This window comes from Acinetobacter dispersus (assembly GCF_009884975.1).
GTDB lineage: Bacteria > Pseudomonadota > Gammaproteobacteria > Pseudomonadales > Moraxellaceae > Acinetobacter > Acinetobacter dispersus.
Genome location: NZ_CP041970.1, coordinates 3,533,311 through 3,557,703, shown reverse-complemented (window position 1 = coordinate 3,557,703; position 24,393 = coordinate 3,533,311). Strand labels below are relative to the sequence as shown.

Sequence of the window (24,393 nt, the reverse complement as noted above, 5' to 3'; positions counted from 1 at the left end):
TAACCTCGGTTAAAGCTTTTTTGTTAGTGGTCTCTTTAATCTAGAATTTGCTTTGATCCTTGTTTGAATTGAATCGGTTTCTGAATGGTTTGCGCAATTAAAATTCCCAATAAAGTTAAGCCGCCACCAATGTAGTGAAACATCTGTAAATGCTCCCCCAATAAGGCCACTGCAATCAATGCCGTAAATAAGGGCAATAGATTCATAAAAATACTATTTCGATTCGGCCCTAAATGTCTCACCCCTTCAATCCATAAATAAGATAACAACACCGATGAAAAAATACTGGCATAGACAATCAGTGGAATGGTTTGTTGATTCAGTTGGATTTCCGATGCAGGCAAAAATATGAAAAATGGCAATACATAAATAATCGCAAAACTAGATTGTACGAAGTTAGATTGCCACGCAGGGATCGGCATTTTCCAGCGTTTCAGTAAAACACCATATAAGGCATAACCTGCTGCCGCGATCAACATTAAGCCATCGCCCAAATGAACACCTTGCTTCCAAATATCAACAATTGAACCATGACTTAGCAAATACAAAATGCCATAAAAAGATAAGGCTCCTCCAAACAACATGCCATAACTGATGCGATCTTTCAGCATCACACTCGTTAAAATCATGGTCAGTAAAGGAATCAATGCCGTCACAATTGCCATATTGGTTGCCGTGGTGGTCGCTGCCGCTTGATAGGACAAAAACTGAAATAGAGATACTGAAAGAAAACCACCAAGCGCCAACTGTTTCCAATACTGTTTAATGGTCTGTCGATTTTTCCAGACAGGAATCAGCACAAATGTACTCATCACAGTGAGTGCCAGTACCAAACGATAAAATGTGATTGCCACAGGAGAAATGGCATGCCTGGCCATTTTAGACACCACCACATTCCCAGCCCAAAACAAGATAGCGAATAAGGGATAAAAGTAAGCTTTCTGAAACATGATCTAGACCTGTACATTGCGGTATTAATCATGCTAAAAAATATTCAGACTATAGTTTCTCGATAATAAGACGAATACCATCGAGAAAAAGACAACCGATTTGAGATGCTTGATATGGGAAAGAACTTTGAACATGGCTTTTTAGATTATCCCGTCTATGCCTTTTCTGAAAATTATCCCCATGGTCATATTGAAGATTGGCATAGCCATGATCGGATTCAGTTGATCCATACCCTATCGGGCGTGATCCGTGTTCAGACCCTTGAAGGAATTTGGATTACACCACCAGGACGCGGTGTCTGGATTCCTGCACAAAAACCACATGCGCTACTCAGTAGTGGTGATGTCAAAGCACGGGGAGTTTTTATTGAGGTATCACCACAAACCAATATGCTGGATGAATGTCGCGTTGTCGCAATTCCTGCCTTATTAAGAGAACTCATGAGCAGTGCCATGGACATACGGACAAGAATTCAAACCAACAGTCGTAATGAACGACTACTGCAATTGATTTTAGATGAGGTCAGACTATTACCGACTCTCGCCTTCAATCTACCCGATCCCCAAAATCCAAAACTTCAGCAACTATGCCAAAGAATTAAAGACAATTTAGCTGTGGAATGGAGTCTAGAAGATACCGCAGCTCAACTACATATGAGTAGTAAAACGTTGGCACGGCACTTCCAAAAGGAAACTGGCTTACATTTTTCTCATTGGGTGCGCCAAGCCAAACTGATGCAAGCCATGATTGATCTGGCGATGAACAAACCTGTATTAAATGTGGCTCTCGACCTAGGTTATGACAGCCCCAGTGCTTTTAGTGCCATGTTTAAGCGTGAAACCAGCATGACACCAAGTGATTATCTGAAGCAATTTACTTAAAGAGTTGATCAATTACTTGAGAGTTCAGTCGCGCCATCTACATGAGAATCTCATTTCTTTCCGCACAGCAGGAGCATAAAATAAGCACAATCTCCCAATACAATCATCGCTATGGATGCTCAACAAACCAATCGCAACCTCGTCCTCGCGATTGGCTGTCTTACCCTTTCTGCTCTGCTCTTTTCAGTGATGGGAATCTGTATTCGTTATGCCTCACACACAGTAGATAACTACACCATTGTATTTTTCCGTAATGTAGTTGGACTGGTCCTTTTTTTGCCGTTTATTTTTAAGCAAGGAACCAGCTTTGTAAAAACAGAAAAACTGTGGATGCATACCTGGCGCAGTATTGTCGGACTCGCTGCAATGTATGGATTCTTCTATGCGATTGCCCATTTAAAACTCTCCAATGCCATGGTGTTTACCTATTCCTCTCCGATCTTTATTCCACTGATTGCGTGGCTTTTTTTGAAAGAGAAAATCACCACGGCGATGCTCTGTGCAGCAGGCTTGGGCTTTATAGGTGTCTTCTGTGTTGCAAAGCCTGATCAAGGCTTACTGAATTGGATTTCAATCGTTGGCATCAGTTCGAGTTTATTGGCATCGATGGCCTTTGTTACAGTGCGCGCACTCACCCAAACAGAACCACCTGAACGAATCGTATTTTATTTCTGTTTTATTGGCTCATTACTGTCTGTGATTCCGATGTTCTGGGTGTGGCGACCTTACCATCTCCATGAACTATTTTTTCTTATTGCGGCAGGCGTGCTAGCCAATGTCAGCCAAATCTTTATGTCTCATGCTTATCGTCTTGCTCCTGCTGGGCAAATTGCACCAGTCAATTATGTAGCGATTATCTTTGCTGGGATCTGGGGTTTTTTACTGTGGAATGAAGTGCCTGATCTATATAGTGTGATTGGTTTTGGTATTATTATTTTGGCTATTTTTTTATGTAGCCCTTTAATACAAAGAAAGAAATTATTTAAATAAGCTAATCATCTACATATCATGAATTTTTAATAGAAAGATCACCTATTATTTTATTAGACCTTTTGATAAATTGTGCGACTTTATAACAATTGGAAATATCTAATGAAAAAAATATTTTTAACTTCATTAATCGGGGTAGCTTTAATTGCTTCTGGTTGCTCCACCACAATGCCGATTAACTATATTGCCTCTCCATCTATTCGAGGACAGGGTGATATCGGTGTTGGTGTATTCAAATATATTCCCGCTGAAAACGGTTTAGTTAAACAAAATGAGTTTCAAAAACCAGCAGCAGCGATTGGTAACATGTATATGTCTGATAAAGCAAATGTGTTATTAAAATCATCTTTAACTAAAGAATTAATTGCCTCAGGATTCAACCCAAACCAAGATGCAGATCTTAAAATCTCCGGAGATGTACAAAAATTTGAATATAATTGGATTGGCTTTGTAGAAGTCGACTTCTATTTAGACGTCGACTATTTAGTTACCAAAGGTGGGAAAACGATTTATAAAAATACCATCAAAACACATAAAGCTGCTCCAAAAACAGCAGGAGGAACAGACTCCGAGGCTGTACGCTCAGCAATTTCTTCAAATATTGGAGAACTATTACAAGCTTTAAGAGATCAAAAAATTATCTAAAATGGCTTTTAAATAATTTTTCTCAAATCCTATTAATAAAAAAGCACCCGGAGGTGCTTTTTTAATTTCAACATTTAGTGCTTATACCACCCAAACATCTGGAAGATATACGGTGCATAAGTCACCAACACCAACGATGAGAACAAGACGATAATTGGTAATAACCAACGCTCGTAGCGGAAGTAGAAACTGGTGTATTTCTCTTTCGCTTCCTTATCTGCAGCCGTAACCTCCTCATCCCCGACGGAGAGTCGCGTCAGCAAGTGATTCAGGGCAACTGGCGGTGTTACGTAACCAAATTCGAATGCAACCAATACGATCATCCAGAAGTGAATTGGATGAATACCATTCTCGTAGGCGACAGGTGCAACGGTTGCAGCAACCAAAATCACCGCACCGAATGGATCGGTTGTCATACCAATAATGGCAAGTAACAGCGCAATAAAGGCAAGTGAAATATAGATATTACCCAAGTGCGTTGGTAATAACTCAACCACTTCGGCACGCTCGATTAAACCACCAACGCTTGCAGACAATGCCATAAGCAGGATTAATGCACCGATATGTCCAACCGTTTCTGATGTCGCAAAACGCAATGCACCACCAAAACCCAAGCTCTTGCCACCATGTGGATCATGTGACTTCAGGAATTCTGATTTCTTTTCATGCTCACGAACTAGTGCTTCATGCTTCGCATCAACAACGGGTGCAGGTGCAAGTTTTGCTGAAAATAACTTGTCAAACAAGATCATTGCAATCAATACCAACGGTAAAATCATTGGTGCAGTGAATTCATTGATTGAGGTATCTAAAGCAAGCTTATAGAACATCACCACAGCAAAACCAATGATGATATAAGGAATCACAGGTACACATGCACGTAACATTCCTGGAACTGCAACTTTAGGCGAGTTCACACGGAATTTTTCTTCAGCAAGAATTAATGAAACACCAAGGAAAATGAATGCTGTTAACCAGAAGACATAGATACCATGATCAAATAACTCAGTAGAAGTCACATGACGACTGTCGAGCATCGAGATCAAGATAACCAATAGACATGGACGAATCACCACACCCAAAGAACCTGACATTGCAGATACAGCCAAGGCATATTGACGACGCGCACCAGAGTTCCAGACTTCTTTATAAATGATCGCACCTGCTGCGATAACGAAAATACCCGAAGCACCTGTATATGCTGTTGGGATCGCCGCTGCAATCAAAATCAACCAAGTTAAAGTTTCAGGTGCCAAGTTCCATGGACGTAGGATATTTAAGAATAAATCCATCACACGTGTTTGAGTAAGCAACATACCTGCCCAAATAAACAATGCCAGATTTAAGAAAATACCTGAGAACTCAACCAAGATACCTAAGTAAATCCCTTGCCCCATTGGATAATCCATGAAGAAGGTAAATACAATTCCTGTCACCAAAGACATGAATGCGTACAGGGGCACACTGAGTAAAGCTAAACCAAAGTTACCCTTCGGCTGAGCGGTCTTCGGAATAAAGATAAATTGGAAAATACTGATAATGGTCAGTGATACAAATAGTGCAATCCACAACCAGTACAAGACAGCTGTTTTACCCGCAACCTCTACCCCAGAATTCAATACCGAGTGATATTGGCTGACAACTGAATAACTAAGTAAAGCATTACCCGCAACCATCAACGCCGAATAGACACGGAAGTCAATTTTGGTTTTTGGCGCACGTAAACCGATGTGATGGTAACGTAAAGATGCTGTAATTGAAGCAAACAATACCATTATCAATAAAATAACAGTTTGGTTTTCAGATCCCAGTTTAAAGATACCAAAGAAGGTGGTTTCAACTTTACGATAGGTACGAATGCTTGGATGAGCTTCCAAATGCTTCATTGCTTTATCGTAGAATTGATATTTTTCTTCACACTGTTGTTGTGCTGCGAGTAAAGATGCACGAACATCAGATTCAGAAGCCGCACCAAACATACTTGCAAATTCATCGGCAGCATTGGCTTTCATCTGCTCTTGAACTTGTGCATCAATGTTAGGATGTCGATCACAAGATGGTTTTTCAGGTTCCGCCCGTAAAAATGAATACTGCATCCCTGTTGTCTGATCACCGTACAGACGCTCCCCCATACGAAGCATCTGACCGTGAATCATCTCGCCTGTACCAATAAGCAAAGTCATTAGCAACAAAGCAAGAATGATGAATGTTGATATCCAATCATTCCAGATATAGCCTAACCGGGCTAATCCGGATTTATTCTCTTGATCATTTTGCATGTCTATTCCAGTTTATTGTTATCAACATCCATCCAAAGATGTTGAATCATGCGATGTCCATGGTTGATAGATAAATGAATTTACCCTCTTCTTAACCAATCCCTTTTAAACCGATTAAATTTGCAGCAAACTTTTTCAAAAAAGAATGACTGCAATCACTTTTTTGTTGGTTATTTTTATCAATTTATATGTTCTCTATTTTTCCTTCTTATAAGTAAATAGCTTAAACCACATAACACACCACCAATTGCACCAATCAAATGTGCTTCGGTGAGGACTGGACTGCCAATTAATTGGGCCGTTCCTGTTTGACCAAAAGAGTTTTCCCAAATCAGTTTTGCAACAATAAGTGCCAACACCAAGATTGCAAATTTACGTTCATTCTTATATTGCAAATACACCAATCCAACGGCGGTATATAAACCATGCAAAACGCCTGAAAGGCCTGCATAAGCATCAATATAAGGTAAATAAAAATAAAAGATTAAACTAATGAATGGAGGAAGTACCAACAACAAAGCCCAGAGATGCCAATTTCGGACATGCGGAAAAATAAATGGTAAACATGCAAATGCCAACATATTTAACAAGAAATGAATCCAACCCACATGTACCCAATGCGCAGTCCATAAGCGCCAAAACTCAGTCAGTAGACTAGGTCTCCAATAAATAAAATGATCAGCAAACACTTGTAGACAAGCCGATATGGAAATACATATCGCGATCAAAATGACTTTCCTTATCCATATTTGATCTTTCATTTATCTACTACCTCTTAAAAAAACAGACCTTTTACAAGTGTAGATGTTTCAAATGTAAAAGGTCGTTTAATTCAGGTTACTGTGCTGATGTCTCTGATGCTGGAGCTGTTGCATCTTGAGCTGGTGCAGATCCAGCATCGCCACCACCATCGAAGAGTGAATCTAGTTCAGCCGAGCTTTCTTGTTTATCATCCCAGAATGAAGTAAGACCTTCATCACTCGCTCTCACACCCGTGTTTTCAGTCCAATAACGATCTGCAATACCACGGACCATCAAACCTGCCATTTTATCAATCAATCTAAATTGTGGGTTCGCAGGTTTATCTTCACCAGTTGCCGCAGCATATGAACGGAAAGCATCACGCAGTTTGGCATCATCACCACTGGCTTGTGCAGCAACTGCATAAAGTGCATGCGCTAAACGAACGCCCTTCTTCTCACCAATTGCCATAGATTGCTTCATGGTGGCATAGGGTTCAGGTTTACCGTCACCGGCACCTGGTAGTAAGGTCCAGATCACAGCACGGGTTGCCATTGGCGCACCCCAGAATTTTTCATTATCCAAACAGGTCATGCCTCGCTCAACGATCCCCGCAATATCCTTAGGAACATTGATCGCACCACCTGAGTTAATATCATTGGTCATGGCTTGCAAACCACTCACCATACCGAGTAAATAAACAGTTTGATCTAGATCATTGCGCATGGTTGGGCATGAATCGCCTAATTTATATTTGTATTTGGTTTCCCAGCGATTGGCAAAAAGTTGATAGCCTGCATATTGACGCTCAGCCGCAATCGCAGCCCAACGTTTCTGCTCAATACGTGCATCTTGCGCTTCAGACACTTGCCCAGCTTTAGAGGCACGCAAATAACGTAATTCTGCTTCTAAGGCTTGATTCTCAGCACACACACCTGCTGCTGTATAAAGCAATACAGCCATACGAGTTGGATCAGCCCCCATATCTTTGGTTGACATGACCGCAGGGGTTAAAGCATTCCCTGAGTTACACACCATTTCGGCATCATCCATCGATAAAATCGGTGGAACAATATGTTTTTCACCAAAACCAAGTGCTACATTCGCACCGGTTTTAATCACATAAGAACATCCTGATAGCATTGATGTTGTTAATACAGCAACCGCCACACCCTGCCCAATTTTATGGAGTTTAGACATACTTCCTGTCCCTCTAATAATTTGTTTTTTCCTTTTAGCTGTACATTATCAGATGCAATACTTGAATTAAAGAGTAATTGCTCTAATTTAACGAGGACATTTTGACATAATTCACAAATGAAAGAATTGACAGATACGCAGCAATACAGAAATTTCAGGCAAAAAAAAGTAGCATTGCGACGGTTCAGCACATGCTACTTATTAACTGGTAAAATCGTGAAACTCTTTATATTTTAGTTTTGTTGAAAATAATCCTTGAGTAATGTTCCAGCTCTTCCTACTACAATCGCCATAACGATCGCAATTACCAGAAACATCCACATTGAAATCTCCATAGAGACCTCCTACACTTACGTATCTACTTTTGATAGATACTAGATTGGCGTTCACCATCGATATTCACGGGAGAGTGATATATTGATGACACTTTCAATCTCTTTCTCTTGGTCACGACAACTTGACGTGATTCAAGAAATTCCCTGAGTAAAGTTCCTGCTCTTCCTACTACAATCGCAAAAATGATTGCGACCACCAGAAACGACCATGTTGGAATTTCCATTTTGGACCTCCACCATACTTTACGTTGGTGTTTGTACTTTAACGAAAATAAATCGGACTTGATCGCCAGATTGTCTGACAATCATAATTTTCACTATTTTTTAGAGTATTTAATCTAACAATTTAAATAAGACAAACCTTAATTTTAATTAAATTATTGAAATTTATATTTTTATTAATTTTATACAGTTGTAGAATTGTCAAACAATCATCCCAGTTTTGCGCGTAATTTTAGCTTTTTCCATTGCGAATGTGATAATTGATCCCACCAAATAATGCAATTTTTATGCTTTTTATGAGAAAAATAGAGCGCGATATAAAGTTGCTGATCTAATATTTTGATGATCTGTCTACGCTGGATCTTTAATTTGGGGTCATAAAATTCGAACGAGCATTCTTGATGATCCAAGTATTCAAAACGTTTAATTTGTGGCTGTTTCAAAAAAAAGAACCAAGCAACGCCCATCATGCAGCAACACACTAGCCAAATCCATAAGGCAAGTAAGGAATAAGTTAATCCGAGGATGGCAATGAAAATCAAGAGCTGCAATGCGATCGCAAAACGACTGCGTTGCAGCTCGAAAACACCATTAGCCATGGACATAGTGTTTTAATTTTAAAATAAAATCTTTTAATTCTGCACGAGGTGGTTCCCCTACCTCCATAAACCAATCCAATAAATCTGGATCTTCTTGATCAACCAACTCGGCAAATAATGCCTTTTCAGCAATATCGGCTGTCAGGTAGTGGTTTTTAACATAAGGATCAAAATACACATCGATTTCTTTTAAACCGCGACGGGCACGATACACAACCTTACGCTCTTCCAGTGTCATTTCATCAGACATTATTGGCTCCGCAATGCAACAATTTTCCCATAGTGTACCCGATCTCCCCAATGAAGTTCTGAGAGATTTTTCTCAAGTGACCAAATACATCAAGCAAATTGAGCATTGATCACATTGTTCACTATTTTCAATTTCTTGTATGGTGATGAAGATGATTTAAATCCAACACACTAGGGAAAAATAACAAATGCAATCAGGTGCTATTCGTCCAGTTCCAAACATGCTGCCACGCAAACTGTTTACTTCAGACCACGAAGCATTCCGCGAGACCGTGCGTAAATTCTATGAGAAAGAAGTTGTTCCAAATATTGAAAAATATGAGACACAACAACATGTAGATCGTGATTTATGGAATAAAGCGGGGGCACTTGGTCTACTCTGTACAACAATGCCTGAACAATACGGTGGTTCAGGTGTCGATCGTCTTTACAGTATGATTCTGATCGAAGAACAAGCCTATGCCATGGATTCAAGTACGGGTTTTTCTTTGCATTCAGATATCGTTGCCAACTATATCAATAACTTCGGCAATGAAGCGCAAAAGCAACACTGGTTACCAAAAATGGCAACAGGCGAAGCCGTCACAGCGATTGCGATGACTGAACCTGGTACAGGTTCTGACCTACAAGCAGTTCGCACGACAGCCGTATTAGATGGCGATGAATATGTCATCAATGGTTCTAAAATCTTTATTACCAATGGTTATCTTTGCGACATGGCGATTGTGGTGTGTAAAACAGGCAACAATGAAAAAGGCTCAGCAAACTTATCTTTGCTGATTGTAGAAGCGGATCGTTCCGGTTTCAGCAAAGGTAAACCACTGAACAAAATTGGTATGAAAGGCCAAGATACCTGTGAATTGTTCTTTGATAATGTCCGTGTGCCGAAAGAAAACCTATTAGGTATGGAAGGCATGGGCTTTATCATGTTGATGAAAGAACTCGCTTGGGAACGTATGCTGGTTGCAATTATCTGTCAAGCAGGTGCTGAAGCAGCCTTTGCACATACCGTGCAATACACCAAAGATCGTAAAGCATTCGGCAAAGCAATTAGTACCTTCCAAAATACTCGTTTTAAACTGGCTGAATTGCGTACTGAAATTGATTTCTGTCGCACCTATCTCGATCGCTGTATGGAACTACAGCTTGAAGAAAACTTAGGTGTGGATGCGGCAGCAGCTGCCAAATACAAAATTTCAGATATGTTCTCAAAAGTTGTAGATGACTGCTTACAACTACATGGTGGTTATGGTTATATGCTGGAATATCCAATTGCCCGTGCCTATATCGACAACCGTGCCAATCGTATTTATGCAGGTACCAATGAAATTATGAAAGAACTCATTTCCCGTACCCTCTAAATATCGCTAGAACAAAGGGATCGTGCCCAATGCGCGATCCCTTTGTTATTTATTTCGATTCAGGTTTTTCAGCAGCTTGAACAGGCTGTGGATTCATTCTTGCCATCAATTGCTTAACTTTAGGATTCTCAATATATTGTTGCATGGTGGTATTGAGCGCAGTACGCGCATTTTGTGTGGTGAAATGCGCGACTTCACTGCCAACATCACTGGCTTTCTTTGCCCAAGCCTTCCCTTCTACAGATTCATAGAAGGTCAATGCAGCTTGTAACTCTTTCTGGCTAAAACTTTCCACATAACGTTGCACGATAAATTGCTTACGCTGTTCACTATTCAGGTTTTTGCTCAAATCGGTATAAAAACTTTCGGGTAAGTCTTTTGGCAAACGCATACGAATTTGCTCTAAAATCATTTTATCGGTGTTTTGCAGTCCTTGCTCAGTTCCATCAACAGATACCAGCTTTTGTGCAATGACTTCTTTTTGTTTTACGTCATCGGCAAAGACTGATGTACTAAATAATAATGCCCCTAAGATGATGATTTTTTTCATCGTATTATCCCTAATCAAAATTTTCTAATGTGCTCAATATACGCGATATTGATCGAATTTAAAGCCTGATTTCAAATAAAAAACCCCATGCTTATGCATAGGGTTTTTTAATAAATTCAATAAATAATTATGACACTAGCTTTGGCTTACGATCGACTTGCTCACCACGCTTATGGAATTGCAAGACCACGTCGTTGAATGATGCATCTTTTAATTCTTTACGATCCGCAAGGTAGTTATTGGTAATTTTCCACGGTGCTTTTTTACCTTGTTTTGGCATCACATCTGCTGCACGTGCAATATAACCAGAAGACATTTTACCCATAATGGTATCTTGTTCACGCAATGCTGGATCCGCATGGGCAATGACTTCATCATAGCCATTTTTATCCATATGATTCAGCAAACGACAGATATAATCCGCTGCAATATCAACTTTCAATGTCCAAGATGCATTGATATAGCCAATGATCATTGCCATATTTGGTACATCACTTACCATCACACCTTGATAGAGCATGTGTTGAGAGGTATCCATTGGTTTGCCATCGATTGTACCTTTTACGCCACCTAAGATTTGGATTTCCAAACCTGTCGCCGAAATCACAATATCAGCTTCAAGGTGTTTACCAGACTTCAATTGAATACCATTTGCCGTGAACTTCTCAATTTGATCCGTCTCAACATTGGCTTGGCCTTCACGTAGCGCCTTGAACAAATCACCATCTGGCACAACACATAAACGTTGATCCCAAGGATTATAGCTTGGTGTAAAGTGTTTCATATCCACTTTACCCTTCAACTGTAATTCAATACCTTTCAACAATAAGCGACGTACTGTTTTCGGATATTTTTGCGCTAATGCATAAATACCACGTTGCATACCAATATTACGTGCACGGGTAAATTTATAAGCAGTTTCCTCAGACATAAATTTACGGGTTTTTTCATAAATAAAGTCAATTGAAGGAATCGTCGCAATATAAGAAGGAGAACGCTGTAACATAGTCACATGCCCTGCACCGCCTTTCACCATTGAAGGAACAAGGGTAATTGCGGTTGCACCACTACCAATAATAACGACTTTCTTGCCAGTGTAATCTAAGTTTTCAGGCCAGTGCTGTGGGTGGATCAATTGGCCTTGGAAATCTTCTTGTTTTGGGAATTTCGGCGCATAACCTTGATCATAGTTGTAGTAGCCTGTACAACCCATCACAAAATTTGCAGACCAAGTTTGCTTTTTCTTGTTACTGTCTTCAATTTCAACTGCCCATTTTTTCTTTGCAGAATCGTAGTTTGCAGAAAGGACACGATGACCAAAATGAATTTTATCTTTTAACTGATTTTCACTGATGACATCGCTTAAATAACCTTTGATCTCAGCACCACTTGCCAATACTTTATCTTTTGCCCATGGTTTAAAATTAAAACCAAACGTTGACATATCCGAGTCAGAACGAATACCAGGGTAACGGAATAAATCCCAAGTCCCGCCAAAGCTATCACGACGTTCTAAGATTTCGAATTTACGTTGTGGACAGTTCTTCGAGAGATGCACAGCTAACCCAATCCCAGAGATACCTGCACCAATAATTAATACATCAACTTGCTTTTCCATTTTTTTTATACCCTGTATAAACCATGACTTTATTAAAGCACAAATTTGACAATACGCAATGTCAAGTTTGGTCATTCATCGGTTTTTTCATATCACTTCGGGACAATTTTAGAAAAAAGAGTGCTAAAAAATCCTGAGATTTCTGCTTGGATTTCGTTCAGTACAGGGTTTGCTTTCGTAGATGAAAAAATTATCTGTACTCACGGAATACTTATAAACATGCTTTATTCAATATCTACAGGGAGACAATTTTTAAGGAAAAAGCTCAGGATAAGAGATGATGTAGAAATAGATGTATTAGCAATTTTAGATCGTAGCTTTAATTTCAAATAGAAAATGCCATTTATATCCTAGAATAAAAAAAGCTTCATCAAAAGCTCATCTATATATTCTGCGTTATTTTTCAAGGCTTTTGATTCCACCCCATAAGTTTGAAAACCAAACTTTTGATAAAGCTTAATTGCTGGCTGATTATCATCAGCGACAATAAGTAAAATTTGTTCTAGATATTCTTTACTATGTTCAATAACAGTCGTGAGTAATCTATCTGCCACTCCCTGTCTTTGAAATTCAGGTTCAATAAATACACTTGATAAATAAGCCTTATGAGCAAGCTTTGTTGCGACCTCTCGGGTTAAAGTCGCTAAACCAATAATTTTATCGTTGTAGTAAACGCCAAAAACTGTTGAACTAGATAAGCAATTTTCAAAGAAACTTAAGGGCTTCACCACTTCTATACTATAAGTAGAACCAAACATTTCAGGGGCTTTTGCTAAAGCTGAAAGCCTGATCGTTCTAAAGTCATTCAGCTCATTCACACTTAGAATTTTAATCTCAATATTTAACATACTTGTCTATTTGAATTTTTATAGGATCACGACTTAATTTAGCATATCAACCAGTTGGCCAAACCCAGACTAATTAAAAAAGATAAATAAAAAAGGCCGGTTATTACACCGGCCTTTTTTGGAACAACTGACTGTTCTACACGTAGAAGTATTATTTTACTTCACGGTCAACGAGTTCAACGTAAGCCATCGGTGCAGCATCACCTGCACGGAAGCCCGCTTTAAGAACACGAAGATAACCGCCGTTACGTTCTTTGTAACGAGGGCCAAGAACGGTAAATAATTTACCAACAGTTGCTGCAGAACGAGTACGAGCAAACGCTAAACGACGGTTTGCTACTGTATCGTTTTTTGCCAAAGTGATTAAAGGCTCAGCAACGCGGCGAAGTTCTTTCGCTTTAGGTAAAGTTGTTTTAATTAACTCGTGCTCAACTAAAGCATTTGTTAAATTTTGGAACAACGCCTTACGGTGGCTGCTGGTACGGCCTAATTTCACACCACTATTACGATGACGCATGGTGATAGTCCTACTTAATTAACGGCTACGATAGGCAAAACGGTCATCCATACGGAGACTAGCTGGTGGCCAGTTCTCTAAACGCATGCCGAGTTGCAAACCTTTCGAAGCCAAAACATCTTTGATCTCTGTTAACGATTTTTTACCTAAGTTAGGAGTTTTTAATAACTCAACTTCAGTACGTTGAACAAGATCACCAATGTAGTAAATATTTTCTGCCTTCAAACAGTTAGCAGAACGAACAGTTAGCTCGAGATCATCTACTGGACGAAGCAAGATTGGGTCAACTTCTTCGCGAGGCTCTTGAGCAACAGGAGTTTGATCTTTCTGAAGATCAACAAAATTGCAATTTGTTGTTGCAAGATTGTTGCCGCTTTGCGGATTGCTTCTTCTGGATCAACAGTTCCGTTAGTCTCAAGATCAATCACTAACTTATCAAGATCGGTACGTTGTTCAACACGAGCATTTTCTACTGTGTATGAAACACGCTTAATTGGGCTATAAGAAGCATCTAACTGTAAACGACCTACAGGACGTGTTTCACCTTCAGGGAAACGTGAGTCAGATGTTTCATAACCACGACCTTGAGAAACTTTAAGGCGCATTTTCAATGAACCTGTAGAACTCAAAGTACCGATTAAATGATCAGGGTTAACCACTTCAACATTATGAGGTAAACGAAGGTCAGCTGCAGTTACGTCACCCGCCCCTTGTTTCTCTAATGTCAAATATGCTTCGTTTTGATCGAACAGCTTAATAGACAATCCTTTTAGGTTCAGCAAGAGCTCGACGATGTCCTGCTGCAAGCCTTCTAAAGTACTGTACTCGTGCTCGACACCTTCTATTTCTACTTCAACCACAGCAGCGCCAGGTAAAGAAGACAATAGAATGCGACGTAAAGCATTACCTAGAGTATGACCAAAGCCACGCTCTAAAGGTTCCAGAATCACTTTTGCCGAGGTCCCGCTCACCGCTTCGACCTTGATCGCTTGCGGAGTTAGAAACTCGTTTGCAGTACGCGTCATTTATTGCTACCTCAAGGATTATTTAGAATACAATTCTACAATCAAGCTTTCGTTGATTTCAGCAGGTAAATCAGAACGATCTGGTGCAGCTTTAAACGTACCTTCTAACTTAGAATGGTCAATTTCCATCCAAGCAGGGATACCACGTTGAGCAGCTAATTCAATTGCGTTTTTAATACGTAATTGTTGTTTAGCGCCTTCGTGTACTGCAATTACATCACCAGCTTTAACTTGGATAGATGCAATGTTAACACGACGACCGTTCAAAGTGATGCTACGGTGAGATACTAACTGACGAGCTTCTGCACGTGTAGAACCAAAACCCATGCGATAAACAACGTTATCAAGACGGCTTTCAAGCAATTTCAACAAGTTTTCACCAGTTGCGCCTTTTACACGAGCAGCTTCTTTGTAGTAGTTACTAAATTGACGCTCTAACACACCGTACATACGACGTACTTTTTGTTTTTCACGTAATTGTAGTGAGTACTCAGATTGTTTGCTACCACGAGCTCCGCCATGTTGGCCAGGAGCTTTAGCATGTTTTTTAGTCTTAACGTCAAACGGTTTAACGCCAGATTTTAATTGCAGGTCTGTCCCTTCGCGGCGAGAGAGTTTGCATTTTGGACCAATATAACGAGCCATGAATGTTTCTCCTTACACGCGACGTTTTTTAGGTGGACGGCAACCGTTGTGCGGAATTGGAGTCACATCGGTAATGCTGTTAATTTTATAACCCACTGCACCTAATGCACGAACCGCAGATTCACGACCAGGACCAGGACCTTTTACAAGGACGTCCAAGTTTTTCAAACCGTAATCTAAAGCAGCTTTACCAGCAACTTCAGCAGCTACCTGAGCAGCAAACGGTGTTGATTTACGTGATCCACGGAAGCCTTGTCCACCTGAGGTAGCCCAAGCCAATGCATTACCTTGACGATCGGTAATCGTAACAATGGTGTTATTAAAAGAAGCGTGAATGTGTGCGACACCTTCAGAGACGGTACGAGTGACCTTCTTGCGTGCGCGAGTATCTTTAGCCATCTTTTAGCTTCCAGAAATCTTATTTCTTAATCGGTTTGCGCGGACCTTTACGGGTACGTGCGTTAGTTTTGGTGCGTTGTCCACGGACAGGCAAGCTGCGACGATGACGAAGACCGCGGTAGCAGCCTAAATCCATTAAACGTTTAATGTTCATGGAAATTTCGCGACGTAAATCACCTTCGGTCGGAACCTTAGCAACTTCTGCACGAATCGCATCAAGCTGAGCATCATCTAATTCACGGATCTTTGTAGTTTCAGTGATACCTACAGCAGCTAAGATGTTCTTAGCAGTGTGGCGACCTACACCAAAAATATACGTGAGAGAGATAACAGCATGCTTGTTATCCGGAATGTTTACACCGGCAATACGAGCCATTCAATTTTCTCCAAAAAGGCAGTCAAGATAATCAACCGCCCCACAAAAATCTTGAGGGGCGGATAATAACCTAATTAGCCTACTGAAATCAACAGGTCTTAATTAAATTAACCTTGACGCTGCTTATGACGAGGTTCTGCGCTACAAATTACGCGAATAACCCCATTACGACGGATAACTTTACAGCTACCACAAATTTTCTTTACAGAAGCTTGTACTTTCATGATGAAACCTTCTAAGTGCGCTTATCCCTTAGGATGAGCAGTCGTTTTTCTCATTAACGTTTGATTATCATACTGATGCGACGTAAGGTGCGCTTGGAGTTGCGCCATAAAGTCCATTACGACTACTACTACAATCAGTAACGATGTCCCACCCAAATGGAATGGAATACCGAACGAACTTTGTAGAACCATAGGCATTAAACACACTACAGTAATGTAGATTGCACCAATGAAGGTCAAACGGTTAAGAATATGATCTAAATAACGAGCCGTTTGCTCACCTGGTCGGATGCCAGGTACATATGCTCCGCTACGTTTTAAATTCTCTGATACTTCTTTCGGGCTAAAAACTAGCGCGGTATAGAAATAACAGAAGAAAATAATTAACGCACCGAAGAGCATTAAATACAACGGCTGTCCAGGCGATAACACCAATGCCAGATCTTGTAGGCTACGCTTCACAATCCCTGCATTTGGATCAGCACTTCCTAACCATTGTCCCAAGCTCGCTGGAAATAATAACAATGAGCTAGCAAAAATCGCTGGAATTACACCTGCCATGTTAATTTTTAACGGCAAATGTGTTTGCTGTGCAGTAAACACACGACGCCCTTGCTGTTTTTGTGCGTAGTTTACAGGAATACGACGTTGTGCTTTTTCAATAAACACAATCGCTGCTAAGACTGCTAACGATAATAAACCGAAAACAACCAATCCGATTAAACTACCCTGACCATTTTGTACAGACGTTAACGACTGAATCACGAGATTTGGCAAACCTGCCACAATACCCGCAAAAATGATCATCGAAATACCATTACCAACACCACGTTCGGTAATTTGCTCGCCCAACCACATCAAGAACATTGTTCCTGCAACTAACGAAGTTAATGCTGGAACATAAAATGCTAGGCCTGAAGTTAAGGTAATACCTTGACTGATCAAGCCAGCACACATCCCTATACCCTGCACAAGTGCAAGAAATAAGGTGCCATAACGCGTATATTGATTGATCTTACGTTTGCCTTGCTCGCCTTCTTTTTTCAAAGCTTCTAGCGAAGGAATTACAGTAGACATTAACTGCACGATAATCGATGCAGAAATGTACGGCATAATTCCTAATGCTAGAATCGACATGCGTTCTAATGCACCGCCAGAGAACATGTTAAATAAACCTAAGAAGGTACCTTCATTAGCTTTAAAAAACTGTGCTAGCGCTACATTATCAATCCCCGGCAACGGAATATGCGCTCCTAGTCGAAAGACCAACAACGCGCCAATCAAAAACATTAATCGACGAATAATTTCACGGTATTTCACATGAAATGGTTGGCCTTTCATCATGTTTACATGACCTGAAGAACTAGGAGTCATAGACACTCGAGATTACTCCTCGACTTTACCGCCAGCAGCTTCAACAGCAGCTTTAGCGCCTTTAGTCAACACAACACCTTGAATAGTGAATGCGCGAGTGATTTCACCAGAAAGAACGATGCGAGCACGAATTTGGTCACGACGAACAACATTCGCAGCTTTCAAAGTTTCTAGGCTAACAACATCACCTTCAACTTTATTCAACTCAGACAAACGTACTTCAGCAGTTTTCAAAGCGATTTGACTAGTGAAGCCGAATTTAGGCAAACGACGATATAACGCAGTTTGACCGCCTTCAAAGCCTGGACGAGTACCACCACTTTTACGTGAGTTTTGACCTTTGACACCACGGCCACCAGTCTTACCAACGCCAGAACCGATACCACGGCCTAAACGACGATTTTCACGTTTTGCACCTTCTGCAGGCGCAAGTTCATTCAAACGCAGAGTCATGGCTTATTCCTCTACACTAACCATATAGTAAACTTTGTTGACCATACCACGGTTAGAAGGCGTATCTTGCACTTCTACAGTATGACCAATACGACGCAGACCTAAACCTTGAAGGCAAAGTTTATGATTTTTTAAACGATGCGAAGAAGATTTAGTCTGGGTAACTTTAATCGTTTTCATGATTGATTACCCTTGAATTTGTTCTACTGAAAGACCACGTTTCGCAGCGACTTTCTCAGGAGAAGTCATATCACGCAAACCTTTGAAAGTTGCGTTTACTACGTTAGCAGCATTTGTAGAACCATAACATTTAGCAAGTACGTTATGTACACCTGCAGCTTCAAGAACAGCACGCATAGCGCCACCAGCAATTACGCCAGTACCTTCTGAAGCAGGTTGCATGTATACACGGCTTGCGCCATGACGAGCATTCACAGGGTGTTGTAAAGTAGTACCCGCGAGGTCTACAGTGATCATGTTACGACGAGCAGCTTCAAGTGCTTTAGAAATAGCAGCTGGAACTTCACGTGCTTTACCACGACCAAAACCTACACGACCGTTACCATCACCCACAACAGTTAATGCTGTGAAAGAGAAGATACGACCACCTTTAACAACCTTGGCTACACGATCAACGGCAACCAGCTTTTCAACGAGACCTTCGTTTTGTTCAACTTTCGCCATGATTAGAACTCCAAGCCGCCTTCACGAGCAGCATCAGCCAAGGCTTTGATACGACCATGATATTTAAAACCAGAACGGTCAAATGCAACTTTAGTAACACCAGCTGCCTTAGCACGTTCTGCGATCAAAGCACCAACTTTCGTAGCTGCGTCTACATTACCTGTAGAGCCACTACGCAAAGATGCATCTAAAGTTGAAGCTTGCGCTAAAACTTTGCCACCATCTGCTGAAATAACTTGCGCATAGATGTGACGCGGAGTGCGGTTTACACACAAACGAGTCGCACCCAATGCACGAATGTGCAAGCGTGTGCTTTTCGCACGACGCAAACGGGTTTGTTTCTTTTCGTTCATAAGAACCTCGCGCCTTATTTCTTCTTAGCTTCTTTACGAAGAATAACTTCATCCGAATAACGAACACCTTTACCTTTATATGGTTCAGGAGCACGGTATGCACGGATTTCCGCTGCCACTTGACCTAACAACTGCTTGTTTGCTGATTTCAAAATGATTTCAGTAGCAGTTGGAGTTTCCGCTGTTACACCTTCAGGTAAAGCGTAGTCAATCGGGTGTGAGTAACCAAGGTTAAGGTTTACAGAAGTACCCTTAACCGCAGCTTTATAACCAACACCAACAAGCTGTAACTTACGTTCGAAGCCTTCGCTAACACCTTTTACAAGGTTGTTCAATACAGCGCGAGCAGTACCAGCTTGCATCCAAGCGTCTTTCGACTCTTTAGCTGGAGCAAGTTGAAGTTTACCTTCTTCCTGTTTTAGCTCGACCAGCGCATGCAGGTTGAAAGACAATGTACCTTTGCTGCCTTTCACTTCGACCTGCCGGCCGTTCTGAGTAACTGTTACACCATTCGGTACAGTTACTGGGGCTTTAGCCACACGAGACATGAGGAATCACCTATTAAGAAACAAAAGCAATAACTTCACCACCAACGCCCGCAGCACGTGCAGCGCGATCAGTCATGATGCCTTTGCTTGTAGAAACAATTGCAATACCCAAACCTTGCTTAACGCTAGGAATTTTATCTTTACCGCGATATTGGCGTAAACCTGGACGGCTTACACGCTTAACGGTTTCGATAACAGGCTTGCCTTCGAAATATTTTAATGTAATGGTCAAAGTAGATTTTGTCTCTTCAGAAGCAACTTCTACATTTGAAACATAACCTTCTTGTTGAAGAACGTTTGCAATTGCAACTTTCAACTTAGAAGAAGGCATAGAAACAGTTTGTTTCTTAGCCATTTGTGCGTTACGAACACGTGTTAACATGTCGGCAACGGTATCTTGCATACTCATTTAGTCGCTCCTTACCAGCTTGCCTTAACAACGCCTGGTACATCACCCTGCATTACTGTGTCACGTAATTTGTTACGGCTTAAACCGAACTTACGGAAGTAACCATGAGGACGACCAGTTAAACCACAACGGTTACGAAGACGTACTGGAGATGCGTTACGTGGCAATGCCTGTAACTTTAATGTCGCGGCGAAACGTTCTTCGTCACTTGCATTTACGTTTGCAATTGTTGCTTTTAATTCAGCACGTTTTGCAGCGTATTTAGCAACTGTCTTTTCGCGTTTCAATTCGCGATTAATCATACCTTTCTTAGCCATATCGACCTCTTATTTGAACGGGAAGCCGAATGCACGCATAAGCGCACGGCCTTCGTCATCGCTACGAGCAGTGGTCGTAATCGTGATGTCTAAACCACGGATACGATCAATCTTGTCAAAATCGATTTCAGGGAAAACGATTTGCTCTTTTAAACCCATAGAGTAGTTACCACGACCATCAAATGATTTCGAAGAGAAACCACGGAAGTCACGGATACGAGGGATTGCGATTGAGATCAAACGATCCAAGAATTCGTACATTTGGTCGCCGCGTAAAGTAACTTTACAACCGATCGGCCAACCATCACGGATTTTAAAACCAGCGATTGATTTACGAGCAAGAGTCACAACTGGCTTTTGACCAGCAATGAGTTGCATATCAGCAACAGCGCCATCTAATAATTTCTTATCAGTTGCAGCTGCGCCTACACCCATGTTCAGAGTGATTTTTGTGATGCGAGGAATATCCATCACGTTCTTAACGCTAAGTTCTTCTTGTAACTTCGCTTTAAGTTCGTCGTTGTAACGTGCTTTAAGTCTGGCCATTGCCTTTTTCAACCTATTACTTCGCTACCGCCACTGATTCACCATTTGATTTATAAACACGAGTTTTCGCGCCATCAATCACTTGGTAACCAATACGGTCAGCCTTTTGGGTTGTAGCATTAAAAATTGCCACGTTTGAGATATGAAGCGTAGCCTCTTGAGTAACGATACCGCCTTCAGCGCCAGTTACACGGTTTGGCTTTTGGTGCTTCTTCACCAAGTTAAGACCTTCGACCTTAACTCGTTCTTCAGAAACAGACAAAACAACACCTTGTTTGCCTTTTTCTTTACCTGCGATCACAATTACTTGATCGCCTTTTTTAATCTTAGCCATGATTGCCTCTTATAGAACTTCAGGAGCCAATGAAATGATTTTCATGAACTGTTCAGTACGAAGTTCACGAGTCACTGGTCCGAAGATACGAGTCGCAATCGGAGCTTTATTGTTGTTCAAAATAACAGCAGCGTTATCGTCGAAACGAATAACTGAACCGTCTGGACGACGGATGCCGAATTTTGTACGAACAACTACAGCATTCATCACGTCACCTTTTTTAACACGTGCGCGTGGAATTGCTTCTTTTACAGTAACTTTAATAATATCGCCAACTGAAGCATAACGACGGTGTGAACCACCAAGTACTTTAATACATTGTACGCGGCGTGCACCACTGTTGTCTGCTACGTCGAGCATACTTTCGGTTTGAATCATTGCCCTACTCCAAAACCGAGCATCACCGGTCACAATTTCGAAAGGCTCAAAGAGTACTCGAAATTGTCCGATGATGCAACAAGAACGTCTAATTACTCAGCAGCAGCTTCAACTACTTCCACTAAAGTCCAAGCTTTAGTTTTAGAAATTGGGCGGCTTTCTTTGATGGTCACTAAGTCGCCAGTTTTAGCAACATTGTTCTCATCATGAGCGTGTAATTTAGTTGAACGGCGGATTGATTTGCCATACAACGGGTGTTGAACGCGGCGTTCAATAAGCACAACAATAGACTTGTCCATTTTGTCGCTTACAACTTTGCCGGTTAACGTGCGGACTGTTTTTTCACTCATTGTCCGTTCCCCTGTTTTTCGGTAAGGAGTGTCTTAATACGAGCAATTGTCTTACGAGCAATTTGCACTTCATGCGATTTGCCTAATTGACCAGTTGCTTTCGCCATACGAAGACGGAATTGGTTAAGCTGTTGCTCATCAAGCAAAGCTTTCAACTCTTCTACCGACTTTTCACGTAGATCTTTAGTTTTCATTACATCACCGTCCGAGTCACGATAGTGGTTTTAAACGGAAGTTTAGCAGCAGCTAAAGCAAAAGCTTCGCGCGCCAACTCATCGCTAACACCTTCAATTTCGTACAGGATCTTACCTGGCTGGATCTGACACACCCAGTATTCCACGCTACCCTTACCTTTACCCATACGTACTTCTAATGGTTTTTCGGTAATTGGTTTGTCTGGGAATACGCGGATGAAGATTTTACCACCACGTTTGATACGACGGCTAATGGTACGACGTGCAGCTTCAATCTGACGCGCAGTCATACGACCACGTTCAGTTGCTTTAATTGCAATCGAACCAAATGATACTGTACTACCACGATGCGCTAGACCAGTGTTACGGCCTTTGTGCACTTTACGGAATTTGGTACGTTTAGGTTGCAACATGGATTATTCTCCCTTGTCAGCAGCACGGTCACCGCGACGACCACGACGCTCTTGACCTTCACCACGACCACGACCGCGTTTAGCTGGACGTTCTTCAGCAGGAGCAGGGTTCATGACTTGTTTCATGCCACCTAAGATCTCACCACGGAAAATCCAAACTTTAACACCAATCGTACCGTATGTTGTTTCTGCACGCATAGTAGCATAGTCGATGTCAGCACGAAGTGTATGCAAAGGTACACGACCTTCACGATACCATTCAGTACGAGCAATCTCTGCACCACCTAAACGGCCAGAAACTTCAACTTTGATACCTTTAGCGCCAGCACGCATCGTGTTTTGAACCGCACGCTTCATAGCACGACGGAACATAACACGCTTTTCCAATTGAGAAGCAATTGCTTCAGCAACTAGACGTGCGTCCAAGTCAGGGCGATCAATTTCATTGATGCTAACTTGAGCTGGAACACCCATAATAGTGGTGAGTTCGCGCTGTAATTTCTCGATGTCTTCGCCTTTCTTACCGATAACGATACCAGGACGAGCAGTGCTAATAGTTACTTTAGCAGCGCCTGTAGGACGTTCGATAAGAATATTGCTGATCATCGCGCTCTTAAGTTTTTTAATTAAAAACTCACGAACTTGAAGATCTTTAAGCAAGTATTCAGCGTATTGTTTCGGACTCGCATACCAGTTAGCGTTATGACGTTTCACAACACCTAGGCGGATACCGATTGGATGAACCTTCTGACCCATATCAAACCCCTACCTTAACGGTGATGTGACAAGTACGCTTAGTAATACGATCTGCACGGCCTTTAGCACGTGGCATGATACGTTTAAGGCTAGTGCCTTCATCAACGTAAATCGTAGTTACTTTAAGGTCATCAACATCTAAGCTGTTGTTGTGTTCAGCATTTGCGATTGCAGATTCTAATGCTTTTTTAACGAGCACAGCTGCTTTCTTATTGCTGAAGTTTAAAATATCTATCGCACGCGCAATCGACTTACCACGGATCAAATCAGCAACTAAACGTGCTTTTTGTGCCGAGATAGCGGCACCGCGTAATTTAGCAGTTACTTCCATCATAGCACCTATTAACGTTTAGACTTCTTATCAACACCGTGACCACGATAGGTACGAGTTGGCGCGAATTCACCCAATTTATGACCAACCATGTGTTCAGTAACAATTACTGGAACGTGGTTACGGCCATTGTGAACAGAAATTGTTAAACCAACAAAGTCTGGAAGGATCATTGAACGACGTGACCAAGTTTTGATCGGCTTACGGTTGTTAGCAGCTACAGCAGCTTCAACCTTAGCGAACAAATGCGCGTCGACGAATGGACCTTTTTTTAATGAACGAGGCATTATTCAGATTC

At 41.3% G+C, this 24,393-nt stretch carries 35 protein-coding genes and 2 pseudogenes; 4 read left to right on the top strand and 33 right to left on the bottom strand.

Annotated elements, in window-relative coordinates:
• Positions 1-35 precede the first annotated feature (35 nt).
• Positions 36-950, bottom strand: coding sequence for a DMT family transporter (locus tag FPL17_RS16460; RefSeq protein WP_159886218.1), 915 nt, complete (start codon positions 948-950; stop codon positions 36-38).
• 114 nt (positions 951-1,064) lie between these two features.
• Between FPL17_RS16460 and FPL17_RS16455 the strand changes: the two genes are divergently transcribed.
• The 3 genes from FPL17_RS16455 (at position 1,065) to FPL17_RS16445 (ending at position 3,467) form a co-directional block, all read left to right on the top strand.
• Positions 1,065-1,832, top strand: coding sequence for an AraC family transcriptional regulator (locus FPL17_RS16455; RefSeq protein WP_151715614.1), 768 nt, complete (start codon positions 1,065-1,067; stop codon positions 1,830-1,832).
• 111 nt (positions 1,833-1,943) lie between these two features.
• A complete protein-coding gene (locus FPL17_RS16450; RefSeq protein ID WP_159886216.1) occupies positions 1,944-2,822 on the top strand; it encodes a DMT family transporter in 879 nt (292 codons plus the stop codon).
• Positions 2,823-2,924: 102 nt separating this feature from the next.
• Positions 2,925-3,467, top strand: coding sequence for a hypothetical protein (locus FPL17_RS16445; protein ID WP_159886214.1), 543 nt, complete (start codon positions 2,925-2,927; stop codon positions 3,465-3,467).
• A 74-nt stretch (positions 3,468-3,541) separates the two neighbouring features.
• On the opposite strand, the gene FPL17_RS16440 is transcribed toward FPL17_RS16445, so the two are convergent.
• From FPL17_RS16440 to FPL17_RS16415, 6 genes are all read right to left on the bottom strand, one after another.
• On the bottom strand, positions 3,542-5,746 hold the full coding sequence (locus FPL17_RS16440; protein ID WP_005185229.1) for a TRAP transporter large permease subunit: 2,205 nt from the start codon (positions 5,744-5,746) through the stop codon (positions 3,542-3,544).
• A gap of 179 nt (positions 5,747-5,925) precedes the next feature.
• Positions 5,926-6,507 (bottom strand): rhombosortase, encoded by a 582-nt coding sequence (gene rrtA, locus FPL17_RS16435; RefSeq protein WP_159886212.1) that lies wholly within the window; start codon positions 6,505-6,507, stop codon positions 5,926-5,928.
• Between the two features lie 76 nt (positions 6,508-6,583).
• Positions 6,584-7,687, bottom strand: coding sequence for a hypothetical protein (locus FPL17_RS16430; RefSeq protein ID WP_159886210.1), 1,104 nt, complete (start codon positions 7,685-7,687; stop codon positions 6,584-6,586).
• 358 nt (positions 7,688-8,045) lie between these two features.
• Entirely contained in the window at positions 8,046-8,246 is a 201-nt protein-coding gene (locus FPL17_RS16425; protein ID WP_004804140.1) for a hypothetical protein, read from the bottom strand.
• A gap of 207 nt (positions 8,247-8,453) precedes the next feature.
• Positions 8,454-8,843: a hypothetical protein gene (locus tag FPL17_RS19040; protein WP_159886208.1), complete on the bottom strand. Its 390-nt coding sequence runs from the start codon at positions 8,841-8,843 to the stop codon at positions 8,454-8,456.
• Entirely contained in the window at positions 8,836-9,093 is a 258-nt protein-coding gene (locus FPL17_RS16415; protein WP_004804137.1) for an FAD assembly factor SdhE, read from the bottom strand. The genes FPL17_RS19040 and FPL17_RS16415 overlap by 8 nt, the downstream gene beginning before the upstream one ends.
• A 187-nt stretch (positions 9,094-9,280) precedes the next feature.
• On the opposite strand from FPL17_RS16415, the gene FPL17_RS16410 reads away from it, so the two are divergent.
• Positions 9,281-10,453, top strand: a complete 1,173-nt coding sequence (locus FPL17_RS16410; protein WP_159886206.1) for an acyl-CoA dehydrogenase family protein — start codon at positions 9,281-9,283, stop codon at positions 10,451-10,453.
• 49 nt (positions 10,454-10,502) lie between these two features.
• On the opposite strand, the gene FPL17_RS16405 is transcribed toward FPL17_RS16410, so the two are convergent.
• The 26 genes and pseudogenes from FPL17_RS16405 to rpsS all read right to left on the bottom strand — a co-directional run bounded on the left by FPL17_RS16405 (position 10,503) and on the right by rpsS (position 24,382).
• Complete coding sequence (locus tag FPL17_RS16405) at positions 10,503-11,003, bottom strand: DUF2059 domain-containing protein (RefSeq protein WP_005185246.1); 501 nt, start codon at positions 11,001-11,003, stop codon at positions 10,503-10,505.
• A 127-nt stretch (positions 11,004-11,130) separates the two neighbouring features.
• Complete coding sequence (locus FPL17_RS16400) at positions 11,131-12,621, bottom strand: flavin-containing monooxygenase (RefSeq protein ID WP_159886204.1); 1,491 nt, start codon at positions 12,619-12,621, stop codon at positions 11,131-11,133.
• A gap of 350 nt (positions 12,622-12,971) precedes the next feature.
• Positions 12,972-13,469, bottom strand: a complete 498-nt coding sequence (locus FPL17_RS16395; protein WP_005185253.1) for a GNAT family N-acetyltransferase — start codon at positions 13,467-13,469, stop codon at positions 12,972-12,974.
• A 151-nt stretch (positions 13,470-13,620) separates the two neighbouring features.
• Positions 13,621-13,986: a 50S ribosomal protein L17 gene (rplQ, locus tag FPL17_RS16390; protein ID WP_004641032.1), complete on the bottom strand. Its 366-nt coding sequence runs from the start codon at positions 13,984-13,986 to the stop codon at positions 13,621-13,623.
• A gap of 18 nt (positions 13,987-14,004) precedes the next feature.
• Positions 14,005-15,011: pseudogene (locus FPL17_RS16385) on the bottom strand (DNA-directed RNA polymerase subunit alpha).
• An 18-nt stretch (positions 15,012-15,029) separates the two neighbouring features.
• A complete protein-coding gene (gene rpsD, locus FPL17_RS16380) occupies positions 15,030-15,656 on the bottom strand; it encodes a 30S ribosomal protein S4 (protein ID WP_004657698.1) in 627 nt (208 codons plus the stop codon).
• 12 nt (positions 15,657-15,668) lie between these two features.
• Positions 15,669-16,055 carry a 30S ribosomal protein S11 gene (gene rpsK / locus FPL17_RS16375; protein ID WP_004281491.1) on the bottom strand — a complete coding sequence of 129 codons (387 nt, stop codon included), beginning with the start codon at positions 16,053-16,055 and terminating at the stop codon, positions 15,669-15,671.
• A 19-nt stretch (positions 16,056-16,074) separates the two neighbouring features.
• Entirely contained in the window at positions 16,075-16,431 is a 357-nt protein-coding gene (gene rpsM, locus FPL17_RS16370; RefSeq protein WP_004657696.1) for a 30S ribosomal protein S13, read from the bottom strand.
• A gap of 107 nt (positions 16,432-16,538) precedes the next feature.
• Entirely contained in the window at positions 16,539-16,655 is a 117-nt protein-coding gene (rpmJ, locus tag FPL17_RS16365; protein WP_000867907.1) for a 50S ribosomal protein L36, read from the bottom strand.
• 21 nt (positions 16,656-16,676) lie between these two features.
• Positions 16,677-17,996, bottom strand: coding sequence for a preprotein translocase subunit SecY (gene secY / locus FPL17_RS16360; RefSeq protein WP_171067178.1), 1,320 nt, complete (start codon positions 17,994-17,996; stop codon positions 16,677-16,679).
• A gap of 45 nt (positions 17,997-18,041) precedes the next feature.
• The gene (gene rplO / locus FPL17_RS16355) at positions 18,042-18,482 is read right to left on the bottom strand and encodes a 50S ribosomal protein L15 (RefSeq protein WP_005147117.1); all 441 of its coding nucleotides are present in this window, start codon (positions 18,480-18,482) and stop codon (positions 18,042-18,044) included.
• A 3-nt stretch (positions 18,483-18,485) separates the two neighbouring features.
• On the bottom strand, positions 18,486-18,662 hold the full coding sequence (gene rpmD, locus FPL17_RS16350; protein WP_003653652.1) for a 50S ribosomal protein L30: 177 nt from the start codon (positions 18,660-18,662) through the stop codon (positions 18,486-18,488).
• Positions 18,663-18,668: 6 nt separating this feature from the next.
• Entirely contained in the window at positions 18,669-19,166 is a 498-nt protein-coding gene (rpsE, locus tag FPL17_RS16345) for a 30S ribosomal protein S5 (protein WP_004657688.1), read from the bottom strand.
• A gap of 2 nt (positions 19,167-19,168) precedes the next feature.
• Positions 19,169-19,519, bottom strand: coding sequence for a 50S ribosomal protein L18 (rplR, locus tag FPL17_RS16340; protein WP_005147119.1), 351 nt, complete (start codon positions 19,517-19,519; stop codon positions 19,169-19,171).
• Between the two features lie 14 nt (positions 19,520-19,533).
• Entirely contained in the window at positions 19,534-20,067 is a 534-nt protein-coding gene (rplF, locus tag FPL17_RS16335) for a 50S ribosomal protein L6 (RefSeq protein WP_004657685.1), read from the bottom strand.
• A 13-nt stretch (positions 20,068-20,080) separates the two neighbouring features.
• Positions 20,081-20,476 (bottom strand): 30S ribosomal protein S8, encoded by a 396-nt coding sequence (rpsH, locus tag FPL17_RS16330; protein WP_005147121.1) that lies wholly within the window; start codon positions 20,474-20,476, stop codon positions 20,081-20,083.
• Positions 20,477-20,487: 11 nt separating this feature from the next.
• Positions 20,488-20,793: a 30S ribosomal protein S14 gene (gene rpsN, locus FPL17_RS16325; protein WP_005147122.1), complete on the bottom strand. Its 306-nt coding sequence runs from the start codon at positions 20,791-20,793 to the stop codon at positions 20,488-20,490.
• 9 nt (positions 20,794-20,802) lie between these two features.
• Positions 20,803-21,339 carry a 50S ribosomal protein L5 gene (rplE, locus tag FPL17_RS16320; protein ID WP_004804116.1) on the bottom strand — a complete coding sequence of 179 codons (537 nt, stop codon included), beginning with the start codon at positions 21,337-21,339 and terminating at the stop codon, positions 20,803-20,805.
• 16 nt (positions 21,340-21,355) lie between these two features.
• Entirely contained in the window at positions 21,356-21,673 is a 318-nt protein-coding gene (gene rplX, locus FPL17_RS16315; protein ID WP_005147125.1) for a 50S ribosomal protein L24, read from the bottom strand.
• A gap of 9 nt (positions 21,674-21,682) precedes the next feature.
• The gene (gene rplN, locus FPL17_RS16310; RefSeq protein ID WP_004657680.1) at positions 21,683-22,051 is read right to left on the bottom strand and encodes a 50S ribosomal protein L14; all 369 of its coding nucleotides are present in this window, start codon (positions 22,049-22,051) and stop codon (positions 21,683-21,685) included.
• A 92-nt stretch (positions 22,052-22,143) separates the two neighbouring features.
• A complete protein-coding gene (gene rpsQ, locus FPL17_RS16305; RefSeq protein ID WP_004641057.1) occupies positions 22,144-22,401 on the bottom strand; it encodes a 30S ribosomal protein S17 in 258 nt (85 codons plus the stop codon).
• Positions 22,398-22,595, bottom strand: a complete 198-nt coding sequence (gene rpmC, locus FPL17_RS16300) for a 50S ribosomal protein L29 (RefSeq protein WP_000849927.1) — start codon at positions 22,593-22,595, stop codon at positions 22,398-22,400. Before rpmC ends, rpsQ begins: the two co-directional genes overlap by 4 nt.
• Positions 22,595-23,008 carry a 50S ribosomal protein L16 gene (gene rplP / locus FPL17_RS16295; protein ID WP_004657678.1) on the bottom strand — a complete coding sequence of 138 codons (414 nt, stop codon included), beginning with the start codon at positions 23,006-23,008 and terminating at the stop codon, positions 22,595-22,597. The genes rpmC and rplP overlap by 1 nt, the downstream gene beginning before the upstream one ends.
• A pseudogene (gene rpsC / locus FPL17_RS16290) lies at positions 22,948-23,764 on the bottom strand (30S ribosomal protein S3). The gene rplP and the pseudogene rpsC overlap by 61 nt, the downstream one beginning before the upstream one ends.
• A gap of 1 nt (position 23,765) precedes the next feature.
• Positions 23,766-24,095 carry a 50S ribosomal protein L22 gene (gene rplV, locus FPL17_RS16285; RefSeq protein ID WP_005147130.1) on the bottom strand — a complete coding sequence of 110 codons (330 nt, stop codon included), beginning with the start codon at positions 24,093-24,095 and terminating at the stop codon, positions 23,766-23,768.
• Between the two features lie 11 nt (positions 24,096-24,106).
• Positions 24,107-24,382, bottom strand: a complete 276-nt coding sequence (rpsS, locus tag FPL17_RS16280) for a 30S ribosomal protein S19 (RefSeq protein WP_004775885.1) — start codon at positions 24,380-24,382, stop codon at positions 24,107-24,109.
• Positions 24,383-24,393 lie beyond the last annotated feature (11 nt).

Coding starts and splice junctions, on each gene's coding strand:
- rpmD (WP_003653652.1), bottom strand. CDS start 18,662: ATGAAAACGATTAAAGTTACCCAGACTAAATCTTCTTCGCATCGTTTA.
- FPL17_RS16430 (WP_159886210.1), bottom strand. CDS start 7,687: ATGTCTAAACTCCATAAAATTGGGCAGGGTGTGGCGGTTGCTGTATTA.
- rplP (WP_004657678.1), bottom strand. CDS start 23,008: ATGTTGCAACCTAAACGTACCAAATTCCGTAAAGTGCACAAAGGCCGT.
- rplQ (WP_004641032.1), bottom strand. CDS start 13,986: ATGCGTCATCGTAATAGTGGTGTGAAATTAGGCCGTACCAGCAGCCAC.
- FPL17_RS16410 (WP_159886206.1), top strand. CDS start 9,281: ATGCAATCAGGTGCTATTCGTCCAGTTCCAAACATGCTGCCACGCAAA.
- rplR (WP_005147119.1), bottom strand. CDS start 19,519: ATGAACGAAAAGAAACAAACCCGTTTGCGTCGTGCGAAAAGCACACGC.
- FPL17_RS16445 (WP_159886214.1), top strand. CDS start 2,925: ATGAAAAAAATATTTTTAACTTCATTAATCGGGGTAGCTTTAATTGCT.
- rpsN (WP_005147122.1), bottom strand. CDS start 20,793: ATGGCTAAGAAAGGTATGATTAATCGCGAATTGAAACGCGAAAAGACA.
- rplV (WP_005147130.1), bottom strand. CDS start 24,095: ATGGAAGTAACTGCTAAATTACGCGGTGCCGCTATCTCGGCACAAAAA.
- rpsE (WP_004657688.1), bottom strand. CDS start 19,166: ATGGCGAAAGTTGAACAAAACGAAGGTCTCGTTGAAAAGCTGGTTGCC.
- FPL17_RS16405 (WP_005185246.1), bottom strand. CDS start 11,003: ATGAAAAAAATCATCATCTTAGGGGCATTATTATTTAGTACATCAGTC.
- rplE (WP_004804116.1), bottom strand. CDS start 21,339: ATGGCCAGACTTAAAGCACGTTACAACGACGAACTTAAAGCGAAGTTA.
- FPL17_RS19040 (WP_159886208.1), bottom strand. CDS start 8,843: ATGGCTAATGGTGTTTTCGAGCTGCAACGCAGTCGTTTTGCGATCGCA.
- rplO (WP_005147117.1), bottom strand. CDS start 18,482: ATGACTCTGCGTTTGAATGAACTTGCGCCTGCAGAAGGTGCAAAACGT.
- rpsK (WP_004281491.1), bottom strand. CDS start 16,055: ATGGCTAAAGATACTCGCGCACGCAAGAAGGTCACTCGTACCGTCTCT.
- rplF (WP_004657685.1), bottom strand. CDS start 20,067: ATGTCTCGTGTGGCTAAAGCCCCAGTAACTGTACCGAATGGTGTAACA.
- FPL17_RS16400 (WP_159886204.1), bottom strand. CDS start 12,621: ATGGAAAAGCAAGTTGATGTATTAATTATTGGTGCAGGTATCTCTGGG.
- secY (WP_171067178.1), bottom strand. CDS start 17,996: ATGAAAGGCCAACCATTTCATGTGAAATACCGTGAAATTATTCGTCGA.
- rpsM (WP_004657696.1), bottom strand. CDS start 16,431: ATGGCTCGTATTGCCGGTGTAAACATTCCGGATAACAAGCATGCTGTT.
- rpsQ (WP_004641057.1), bottom strand. CDS start 22,401: ATGAGTGAAAAAACAGTCCGCACGTTAACCGGCAAAGTTGTAAGCGAC.
- rplX (WP_005147125.1), bottom strand. CDS start 21,673: ATGGCTAAGATTAAAAAAGGCGATCAAGTAATTGTGATCGCAGGTAAA.
- FPL17_RS16425 (WP_004804140.1), bottom strand. CDS start 8,246: ATGGAAATTCCAACATGGTCGTTTCTGGTGGTCGCAATCATTTTTGCG.
- rpmJ (WP_000867907.1), bottom strand. CDS start 16,655: ATGAAAGTACAAGCTTCTGTAAAGAAAATTTGTGGTAGCTGTAAAGTT.
- rplN (WP_004657680.1), bottom strand. CDS start 22,051: ATGATTCAAACCGAAAGTATGCTCGACGTAGCAGACAACAGTGGTGCA.
- FPL17_RS16460 (WP_159886218.1), bottom strand. CDS start 950: ATGTTTCAGAAAGCTTACTTTTATCCCTTATTCGCTATCTTGTTTTGG.
- rpmC (WP_000849927.1), bottom strand. CDS start 22,595: ATGAAAACTAAAGATCTACGTGAAAAGTCGGTAGAAGAGTTGAAAGCT.
- FPL17_RS16455 (WP_151715614.1), top strand. CDS start 1,065: ATGGGAAAGAACTTTGAACATGGCTTTTTAGATTATCCCGTCTATGCC.
- rpsH (WP_005147121.1), bottom strand. CDS start 20,476: ATGAGTATGCAAGATACCGTTGCCGACATGTTAACACGTGTTCGTAAC.
- FPL17_RS16440 (WP_005185229.1), bottom strand. CDS start 5,746: ATGCAAAATGATCAAGAGAATAAATCCGGATTAGCCCGGTTAGGCTAT.
- FPL17_RS16415 (WP_004804137.1), bottom strand. CDS start 9,093: ATGTCTGATGAAATGACACTGGAAGAGCGTAAGGTTGTGTATCGTGCC.
- rrtA (WP_159886212.1), bottom strand. CDS start 6,507: ATGAAAGATCAAATATGGATAAGGAAAGTCATTTTGATCGCGATATGT.
- rpsD (WP_004657698.1), bottom strand. CDS start 15,656: ATGGCTCGTTATATTGGTCCAAAATGCAAACTCTCTCGCCGCGAAGGG.
- FPL17_RS16395 (WP_005185253.1), bottom strand. CDS start 13,469: ATGTTAAATATTGAGATTAAAATTCTAAGTGTGAATGAGCTGAATGAC.
- FPL17_RS16450 (WP_159886216.1), top strand. CDS start 1,944: ATGGATGCTCAACAAACCAATCGCAACCTCGTCCTCGCGATTGGCTGT.
- rpsS (WP_004775885.1), bottom strand. CDS start 24,382: ATGCCTCGTTCATTAAAAAAAGGTCCATTCGTCGACGCGCATTTGTTC.